This is a genomic window from Streptomyces sp. NPDC048349, from assembly GCF_040651925.1.
GTDB lineage: Bacteria > Actinomycetota > Actinomycetes > Streptomycetales > Streptomycetaceae > Streptomyces.
The window spans coordinates 100505-109552 of record NZ_JBEZLA010000019.1 but is presented as its reverse complement, the minus strand read 5'-3'; the positions used below and the strand labels follow the sequence as shown (position 1 = coordinate 109552).

At 73.2% G+C, this 9048-nt stretch carries 6 protein-coding genes; 4 read left to right on the top strand and 2 right to left on the bottom strand.

The window, feature by feature from the left end; genetic code table 11:
* Positions 1–1533: SUKH-4 family immunity protein (locus AB0D44_RS13520; protein WP_362589063.1), on the top strand; the 1533-nt coding region annotated here is incomplete at its 5' end.
* A gap of 123 nt (positions 1534–1656) precedes the next feature.
* A complete protein-coding gene (locus AB0D44_RS13515; protein WP_362589060.1) occupies positions 1657–2529 on the top strand; it encodes a cellulose-binding protein in 873 nt (290 codons plus the stop codon).
* A 41-nt stretch (positions 2530–2570) separates the two neighbouring features.
* On the opposite strand, the gene AB0D44_RS13510 is transcribed toward AB0D44_RS13515, so the two are convergent.
* Together AB0D44_RS13510 and AB0D44_RS13505 are read right to left on the bottom strand one after the other, a co-directional pair.
* Positions 2571–3440 (bottom strand): hypothetical protein, encoded by an 870-nt coding sequence (locus AB0D44_RS13510; protein WP_362589057.1) that lies wholly within the window; start codon positions 3438–3440, stop codon positions 2571–2573.
* An 83-nt stretch (positions 3441–3523) separates the two neighbouring features.
* A complete protein-coding gene (locus AB0D44_RS13505) occupies positions 3524–4981 on the bottom strand; it encodes an MFS transporter (protein ID WP_362589081.1) in 1458 nt (485 codons plus the stop codon).
* 651 nt (positions 4982–5632) lie between these two features.
* On the opposite strand from AB0D44_RS13505, the gene AB0D44_RS13500 reads away from it, so the two are divergent.
* Entirely contained in the window at positions 5633–6421 is a 789-nt protein-coding gene (locus tag AB0D44_RS13500; protein WP_362589054.1) for an ABC transporter ATP-binding protein, read from the top strand.
* The gene (locus AB0D44_RS13495; protein WP_362589051.1) at positions 6418–9003 is read left to right on the top strand and encodes an ABC transporter permease; all 2586 of its coding nucleotides are present in this window, start codon (positions 6418–6420) and stop codon (positions 9001–9003) included. The genes AB0D44_RS13500 and AB0D44_RS13495 overlap by 4 nt, the downstream gene beginning before the upstream one ends.
* Positions 9004–9048 lie beyond the last annotated feature (45 nt).

The following is a 9048-nucleotide window of genomic DNA, read 5'->3' as shown; positions in this document are numbered from 1 at the left end:
CTGGGGCGTGGGCTGGACCATGCGGCGACGATGTTGGCGGGTCCGGCCGTGACGGGTCAGCCGCCGGCGCCTCCCGGTCCGCCCGGGACCCCGGGTGGGGGCGTGCAGCCTCCGGGTCCTCCCGGTCCGCCGGGTGCTCCGGGTTCGCTGGGGCGTGGGCTGGACCATGCGGCGACGATGTTGGCGGGTCCGGCCGTGACGGGTCAGCCGCCGGCGCCTCCCGGTCCGCCCGGGACCCCGGGTAGGGGCGTACAGCCTCCCGGTCCGCCCGGTGCTCCGGGTTCGCTGGGGCGTGGGCTGGACCATGCGGCGACGATGCTGGCGGGTCCTGCCGTGACGGGTCAGCCGCCGGCGCCTCCCGGTCCGCCCGGGACCCCCGGTGGCGGCGTACAGCCTCCCGGTCCGCCCGGCGTCCCCGGCGGCGGGCTCGACCATGCCGCGACGATGCTCGCCGGTCCGGCCGTGACGGGTCAGCCGCCCGCGCCCCCCGGCCCGCCGCCGGGCGCACCGGTCGGCCCCGGCGCACCCGCGGCGCAGCCTCCGGCGCCCACCGGCGTGCCCACGGTCGGCCCCGGCTACCAGGCCGTGCTCCGCTACCGCGCTCCCGACGGCTCCGAGCAGCAGCTCATCCGCCGTTCCGCGCCCGGTACCCCGCACCCCGAGTGGCAGATCCTGTACGAGCTGCGCGCCATGAACGTGCCGCCGCAGCAGGTGCTGGAGCTGCACACCGAGCTGGAGTCCTGCGAACTGCCAGGCGGTTACTGCGCCCGGATGATCCGCGAGACCTGGCCGCAGGTGCGGATCACCAGCGTGGCCCCGTACGGCAAGGACCACGCCGGCCGCCAGCAGGGCATGCGCCATCTGCTCACCCATCAGGGAGAGCTGCACCAGGTGGCGGACGGCCCGGCGCGCCCCGCTCCGGTACGGGTACCCCTGCCGCAGGTCCCGCTCCAGCCGGCGATCCCGCTGGACGCGATCGGGAGCGAACTGGCGGGAGCGTTCGGCCCGCAGGGCGTGTTCCGCTTCGACCAGCGGGCCGTGTCCCGCCAGGGCGTGCCGGAGATCGTGGCGCAGACCCTGATGTGGGCGGGTCTGCCCGTCGACTTCGGGCCGTTCTTCTGGGCGCAGGCGGTGCCGGGCCAGCCGGTGCCGACGCTGGCCGAGCTGGCCGCGCAGCGGCAGGTGCAGCCGGCGTCGGACGCGGGCTCGTACCTCGTCATCGGCAGCGACTTCGGCAAGGCGCTGTGCGTGCAGTACGGGACCGCGAACATCGTGGCGGTGCCGGTGGAGGGCGGTCCGGGCGGTGCTCCGGTGCCGCCGCAGTTCGTGAACTCGAGCCTGCCGCAGTTCGCACGCTCGCTCGCGATGCTCGGTCACATGTGGCGGCTGCGACAGCAGCTGACGCCGGAACAGGCGGGGCGCTGGACGGTCGATTTCCAGGCGAATCTCGCCGGGCTCGACAGTGCGGCGCTGGCCTCGCCGGAGAGCTGGTGGTCGGTGCTGCTGGAGCAGATGTGGGACGGACTGCTCTGATCGGATGATCGGTTCCATGGCCGGGCCGGGACCCTCGAACGGGGTCTCGGCCCGGCCATTCCGGCTTCTGGGAGCAAATGACGCATCCTTGACAGGAATCCCCGCGAGAGAGGCGCTTCCAGGATGAGTGCACCCATTGCGACTGTGCGCGGCCGTGGTTATCGGACGGATCAGGTCGACCGGTACCTCGCCCGGCTGTCCGGCAGCCGCGACGAGGCCTGGGAGCGGGTGGCACGGCTGACCGTCCTGGCCAAGCAGATGGAGGGGGAGGCGGCGCGGCTGCGCGGGGTGGTGGCCGCGCTGGCCCCGCAGACGTACGAGGACCTGAGCGAGCGCGCCCGCCGGATCCTGCTGCTGGCGCAGGAGGAGGCCGACGCGCTGCGGGGCGATGCGCGGGCGGATGCGGCCGAGGCGGCAGGTGCGGCCGAGGCGTACGCGGAGCGGGTGGCGGAGCTGGCGCGGCAGGACGCGGAGGCGGTGCGCGAGCAGACCGAGGTGCGGGCCCGGCAGGGGCTGCTGCGTGCGCAGCGGGAGGCGGACGGCGCGCGGGCCAAGGCGGGGCAGGACGCGCAGGCGCTGCGCGCCGAGGCGCAGGCGGCGCTGGCGGACGCGCGGCGGCGGGCGGAGGCGGAGCTCGCGGAGCGCGAACAGGAGCAGCGGGAGCGGTGGGAGGCGTCCGAGCGGGAGCTGCGGGCGCGGGAGGCGGAGCTGGAGGCGCGCCACGCGGAGCTGGAGCGCCACGCCGGGGCCCGCCTGGCGGAGGCCCGCCGGGGCTTCGCGGAGGCGCAGGAGGCGGCGCGGCACGGCCAGGAGGACGCGCAGGCGCTGGCCGCGGAGCTCATCGCGCAGGCGCGGGTCGCGCAGGAGCGGGTGGGGCGCGAGACGGACCGGGTGGTGCGGGAGCATGCGGAGGCGCAGGAGGAGATGCGCGCGCACATGAACCACGTCCGTTCCAGCCTGGCCGCCCTCACGGGCCGCGCCTCCGCCGAGGGCTGACCCGGCGGGGGCGCCGGAGCCCGGACCCCGGCGGGCGCGGCTCAGCCCTCGTAGCAGTACGGGTCGCTGCGCAGGCCGCGGGAGGTGACGACCACCGTGAACGGGGGCGTCGCCGAGGCCGGGAGCGGAGCCGTCAGGGCGCCGGTCAGCGGGTCGCGTTCCGCGGGCACGGCGGCGCCGTCCACGGTGAGCGCGGGAGCGGGGGAGCCGGGTGTCATCGGGCCGGGGGCGCCCCGGCCGGGGGCGGACGGGCCCGGGGCGGTGAAGCCGCCGCCCTCCACCGTGAGCCGGCCCTCGCAGACCCTGACGTCCGTGATCACCGGGTTGGGGCGCACGGCCATCTTGTTCACCAGGTACGCCCCCGCCGGGGCGCCCGTCAGGGCCCAGATCTCGGAGGGCAGGCGGGGGAGGCCGGCGCCGATATCCGAGAGGAAGAACAGGACGACGTAGAGCATCGTGACCGCGCTGAGGACGACGTACTGGAGGTCGACGAGGTCGGTGCGCCCGCTGTCGTTCGCGATGAGCTCGCGCAGCGGACGCCGCCCCGTGGCCGTGGGCTTCGCGGCCGGCTTGGCCATGCTGCCGTTCTCGACGCGCATGCCGACCACCGCCTTCGCCGCGATCATCGCCACGTACGGGCCGCCGAGCAGCGGCAGGTAGACGGTCGTCAGCGTGGACAGCGGGCCTTCGGAGCCCTGGAACCATCGGATTCCACCGCCCGCCGTGAGCCCGTACGCCAGGGTCGTCAGCAGCAGCCAGACCAGGATCACGGTCCAGGCCAGGGCCAGGACCGTGGAGGTGGACAGCCGGCCGTCGCGGCCGGTGACGAAGGCCGCGTGGCGGCGCAGCCGCAGGGTGAGCGGCCCGGCCAGCGCGGCCAGCAGGAGCAGTGCCAGGAATGCGGAAGCCATGCGTCGTCCCCCCGGAAAACGGTCGTGGCTCCGACTTAACCCGCTGATGCGGGGCATGACAAGTCGCCGCAGGGCCGGGGGCGTTACTCCTCGATGTGCTCCGGCAGCACCGGGAACCTGCGCGGCGCCACCAGCAGCAGCACCAGCAGGGAGACCACCGCTGCGCCCGTCGCCCCGAGGAAGATGTGGTCCACGGCGGCGGCCACGGCCTCGCGCAGGTAGTCGGCGGCCGCCACGGAGAGCAGCCCCGGCTGGTCCAGGGCCTTGGTCACGTCGTCCAGGGCGGCCGGCAGCCCGGGTACCGGGGCGTCCACCAGGCGGGCGGCGATGGTGGCGTTGGCGACGGCCGCCAGGAGGGCCGCGCCGATGCTCTGGCCGACCTGGCGGGAGAACAGCACCGAGGCGGTCGCCGTTCCGCGCTCCGCCCAGCCGACGGTGGACTGGACCCCGACGATCAGCGGGAGCTGGAACAGGCCGAGGGCGCCGCCCAGCAGCAGCATGATCAGCGCGGGCTGCCAGGGGCGGGCCGGGTGCGGGAGCAGGGTGAAGGAGTACAGGATCACCGCGGCCAGCCCGATGCCGACGGCCGCGGTGTTCCGGAAGCCGATCCGCCGGTAGACGTGCTGGCTGAGGGCGGCGGTGATGGGCCAGCTCAGGGTCATCACGGACATGACCAGTCCGGCGCTGACGGGCCCGAGGCCGAGCACGGACTGGGCGTAGGTCGGCATGAACACCATCGGGGCGACCATCAGCAGCCCGAGCGCCCCCATGGCGAGGTTGACGGCGGCGATGGTGCGCCGGCGCCACACCCAGCCCGGCAGAATCGGTTCCTCGGCCCGGCGCTCCACCCGTACCACCACCGCGGCCAGCACCGCGCTCGCGCCGAGCAGCCCCAGCGAGGGCGCGGACAGCCAGGGCCAGGCGACGCCGCCCTGGACGAGCGCGAAGAGCAGCAGCCCGCCGCAGGCGAAGATCGACAGCGCCCCCGCCCAGTCGACCGGGCCGCGGCGGCCGGGAGACCGCACGGGCTCCTTCAGGTGACGGGCGGTCATCCACAGGGCCAGGGCGCCCAGCGGCAGGTTGATCAGGAAGATCCAGCGCCAGTGGGCGTACGAGGCGAGCAGCCCGCCGAGCGCCGGGCCGGCCACGGCCGAGGTGGCCCACATGGTCGACATCCGGGCCTGGATCCTCGGCCGGTCCTTGAGCGGGTAGAGGTCGGCGGCCAGCGTCTGGACCGTGCCCTGCAGGGCGCCGCCGCCCAGGCCCTGGACGATCCGGAAGGCGATGAGGGCGGCCATGTTCCAGGCGAGCGCGCACAGCAGCGAGCCGACGAGGAACAGGCCGATGCCGAAGAGCAGCACGGGCTTGCGGCCGAAGGTGTCGGACAGCTTCCCGTAGACGGGCAGGGTGACGGTGACGGCGAGCAGATAGCCGGAGAAGAGCCAGGAGAAGACGGAGAACCCGCCGAGGTCGCCCACGATCTGGGGGACGGCGGTGGAGACGATGGTGCTGTCGATGGCGACGAGCGACATGCCGAGCATCAGCGAGGCGACCACGGCGGCGGGCGGGCGCCCCTGCGCCGGCGCGGACTTCGTGCCGGATCCGGCAGCGCCCGAGCCTCCCGTACCGCCCCTGCCTCCTCGACGACCCGTACCGCCCGTGCCCGCCGGGCTTCCCGTACTGCCCGTGCCCGCCGGGCTTCCCGTACCGGCCCGGGCTCCCGTGCTTCCCGTGCCGGCCGTGCCGGACGCGGCGCCCCCGGGTGTGCCGTCCGGTCTTCCCTGCGCGCTCTCCGCTGCCCCCATCGAGATTCCTTCCCCCTGCACGTACTCGCGGGGAACACCTTCTCACCACGCCCGTATCCGGCGGTATCCCCCATGCCGGGTCCGTCGAAGGGTGCACGACCCCTAGGGGAAGCTCCGCACAACGGCCCAGGGGCCGTTCGTCCCGGCGGAGGACGAGGACGGTTCCGGCGGGTCCTTAACTGGTTCACATGGGTCGCGATCCCCCGGGGGTGGGGTTAACCCCCGGGTGGATACGGCGATGGGCACCAGCGCGCCACAGCCCGGCCCGCAACAGACTTTGGGCGCGGCGGCGCACGCACAGCGTCCGGCAGTTCGAGCCGCAGTCCGGCGGCAGACCGAGCAGTGGTCGAGCAGGACACCGAGCAGCACACGAGAAGGAGAAAGACCGTGACAACGGCTATGACCGAAACCAGGCACGGGGGTACTGGAGGGCATGCTGCCGTCGCGGCCCGGGCGCGGAAGGTCGTCAAGGCCTACGGCTCCGGCGAGACGCGGGTCGTCGCCCTCGACGACGTGGACGTGGACATCCACCGCGGCCAGTTCACCGCGATCATGGGTCCTTCGGGCTCCGGCAAGTCCACGCTGATGCACTGCCTCGCCGGTCTCGACACGGTGACCAGCGGGCAGATCCACCTCGACGACACCGAGATCACGGGGCTGAAGGACAAAAAGCTCACCCGGCTGCGCCGGGACCGGATCGGCTTCATCTTCCAGGCCTTCAACCTGCTGCCCACGCTCAACGCCCTGGAGAACATCACGCTCCCCATGGACATCGCCGGCCGCCGGCCCGACGCGCAGTGGCTGAGCCGGGTCGTGGAGACCGTCGGCCTCGCCGGCCGCCTCAAGCACCGCCCGACCCAGCTGTCCGGCGGCCAGCAGCAGCGCGTGGCCGTCGCCCGCGCCCTCGCCGCCCGCCCGCAGATCATCTTCGGGGACGAGCCCACCGGGAACCTGGACTCCCGGGCGGGCGCGGAGGTCCTCGGCTTCCTGCGGCGCTCCGTGGACGAACTCGGCCAGACCATCGTCATGGTCACCCACGACCCGGTCGCCGCCTCCTACGCGGACCGCGTCATCTTCCTCGCCGACGGCCGGATCGTCGACGAGATGTACGGCCCCACCGCCGAGCAGGTCCTCGACCGCATGAAGGACTTCGACGCGCGCGGGCGTACGTCATGAGCAACACCGTCCTGAAGACCTCCCGGCGCAACTTCGTCGCGCACAAGGGGCGGATGGCCCTCTCCGCCGTCGCGGTCATGCTCTCCGTCGCCTTCGTCTGCGGCACCCTGGTGTTCACCGACACCATGAACGCCACCTTCGACAAGCTGTTCGCGGTCACCAGCGCCGACGTCACCGTCAGCCCGAAGGCCGCGAAGGGCGGCGGCGAGGAGATTCCGGAGCGCGGCAAGCCCGAGATGCTCGACGGCGCGGCCGTCGAGCAGGTCAAGAAGGCCGAGGGCGTGGCGGGCGCCGAGGGCGCGGTCATGTCCATGTCCGTCACGGTCGTCAACTCCGAGAACGAGAACATGGGCTCGACCACCGGCGCCCCGACCATCGCGGGCAACTGGAACGACAACGAGCTCAAGTCCATGAAGATCACCTCGGGTCACGCCCCGCGCGGCCCCACCGAGGTGATGGTCGACGCCGACACCGCGGACAAGCACCACCTCCGGCTCGGCGACGAACTGCGCACCATCGCCGTCACCGGCGACCTCCGCGCCAGGATCAGCGGTATCGCCACCTTCACCGTGACCAACCCGGGCGCGGCGATCGTCTACTTCGACACCCCCACGGCGCAGCAGCACCTGCTCGGCGCGCCGGGTGCCTTCACGCACGTCAACGTCACCGCCGCGGACGGGGTGAGCGACGAGCGGCTCAAGCAGAACATCGCCTCCGCCGTCGGCGCGGACACCTACAAGCTCCAGACCGCCAAGGAAGCCGCCGACGCCAACCGCAAGGACGTCGGCTCCTTCCTCGACGTCATGAAGTACGTGATGCTCGGCTTCGCCGGGATCGCCTTCCTCGTCGGCATCTTCCTGATCTTCAACACCTTCTCCATGCTCGTCGCCCAGCGCACCCGCGAGATCGGCCTGATGCGGGCCATCGGCGCCGACAGCGGCCAGGTGCTCAAGTCCGTCGTCGTCGAGGCCTTCCTCCTCGGGGTCGTCGGCTCGGTCCTGGGCGTCGGCGCGGGCGTCGGCCTGGCCGTCGGACTCATGGAACTCATGGGCCGGATGGGCATGCACCTGTCCACCGACGACCTCACGGTCGCCTGGACCACCCCGGTCGTCGGCGTCTTCCTCGGCGTCGTGGTCACCGTCATCGCCGCCTTCGTCCCGGCCCGCCGGGCCGGCAAGGTCTCCCCGATGGCCGCCCTGCGCGAGTCGGGCACCCCCGGCGACAAGAAGGCCGGCGTCGTGCGCGCCGTCCTCGGCCTGGTCCTCACCGGCATCGGCGGCGCCGGCCTCGCCCTGGCCGCCGCCGCGGACGAGGCCGGACCCGGCTCGCTGTGGCTGGGCCTGGGCGTCGTCCTCACCCTGGTCGGCTTCATCGTGATCTGCCCGCTGCTCGCCGCGGGTGTGGTGCGGGTGCTCTCCGGTGTGGTGCTGCGCCCCTTCGGCTCCGTGGGCCGGCTCGCCGAGCGCAACGCGCTGCGCAACCCGCGCCGCACCGGCGCCACCGCCGCCGCGCTGATGATCGGCCTGGCGCTGGTCGCCTGCCTGTCCGTGGTCGGCTCCTCGATGGTGGCCTCCGCCACCGACGAGCTCGACCAGTCCGTCGGAGCGGACTACATGATCGCCTCGCAGACCCAGCAGCCGGTCATGCCGCAGGCCGAGCAGGCACTGAAGTCCGTCCGGGACCTCGACCACGTCACCGCCTACCGCATGGTGGAGGCGAAGGTCACCGCCCCCGACGGCTCCACCGAGACGGACGGACTCGGCGTCACCGACCCGACGTACGCCAAGGACATCCGGCGCAAGATGATCGCCGGTGAGCACACGGCCGCGTACGGCAAGGGCGCCATGTCGGTCGGCTCGGAGTACGCCACCCGGCACGGCATCAGGGTCGGCGACGAGCTGACGGTCGCCTTCACCGCCGGCAACACCGTCAAGCTCAAGGTCGCGGCGATCACCAGCGACGAGGGCAACCTCGACAAGGGCATGAAGTACATCAGCACCGCGGTCGCCGAGGCGAACGTCCCGGCCGACCGGATGCCGCGCCCCTTCATGCTGCTGGCCGGCGCGAAGGAAGGACAGTCCGACACCGCGTACCCGGCGGTCAAGGCGGCGCTGGCGCAGTACCCGCAGTACCAGGTGCTCAACCGGGCCGACTACAAGCAGTCGCTGAAGGACCAGGTGGGCCAGCTCCTGAACATGGTCTACGGGCTGCTCGCGCTCGCCATCATCGTCGCGGTCCTGGGCGTCGTGAACACCCTGGCGCTGTCGGTGGTCGAGCGGACCCGCGAGATCGGCCTGATGCGCGCCATCGGCCTCTCCCGCCGCCAGCTGCGCCGCATGATCCGCCTGGAGTCGGTGGTCATCGCCCTCTTCGGCGCCCTGCTCGGCCTCGGGCTGGGCATGGGCTGGGGGGCCACCGCCCAGCAGCTGCTGGCCCTGCAGGGGCTGAAGGTGCTCGAGATCCCGTGGCCGACGATCCTCGGGGTGTTCGCCGCCTCGGCCTTCGTGGGCCTGTTCGCCGCGCTGGTCCCGGCCTTCCGGGCGGGGCGGATGAACGTCCTGAACGCGATCGCGAGCGAGTAGGAACGAACGAGTACGAAGAGAGACCGCCTTCCCACGGGGGTACGC

Excerpts from the sequence above, each read along its gene's own strand:
- AB0D44_RS13510 (WP_362589057.1), bottom strand. The coding sequence starts at position 3,440 with ATGGCTTCCGCATTCCTGGCACTGCTCCTGCTGGCCGCGCTGGCCGGG.
- AB0D44_RS13515 (WP_362589060.1), top strand. The coding sequence starts at position 1,657 with ATGAGTGCACCCATTGCGACTGTGCGCGGCCGTGGTTATCGGACGGAT.
- AB0D44_RS13495 (WP_362589051.1), top strand. The coding sequence starts at position 6,418 with ATGAGCAACACCGTCCTGAAGACCTCCCGGCGCAACTTCGTCGCGCAC.
- AB0D44_RS13505 (WP_362589081.1), bottom strand. The coding sequence starts at position 4,981 with ATGCTCGGCATGTCGCTCGTCGCCATCGACAGCACCATCGTCTCCACC.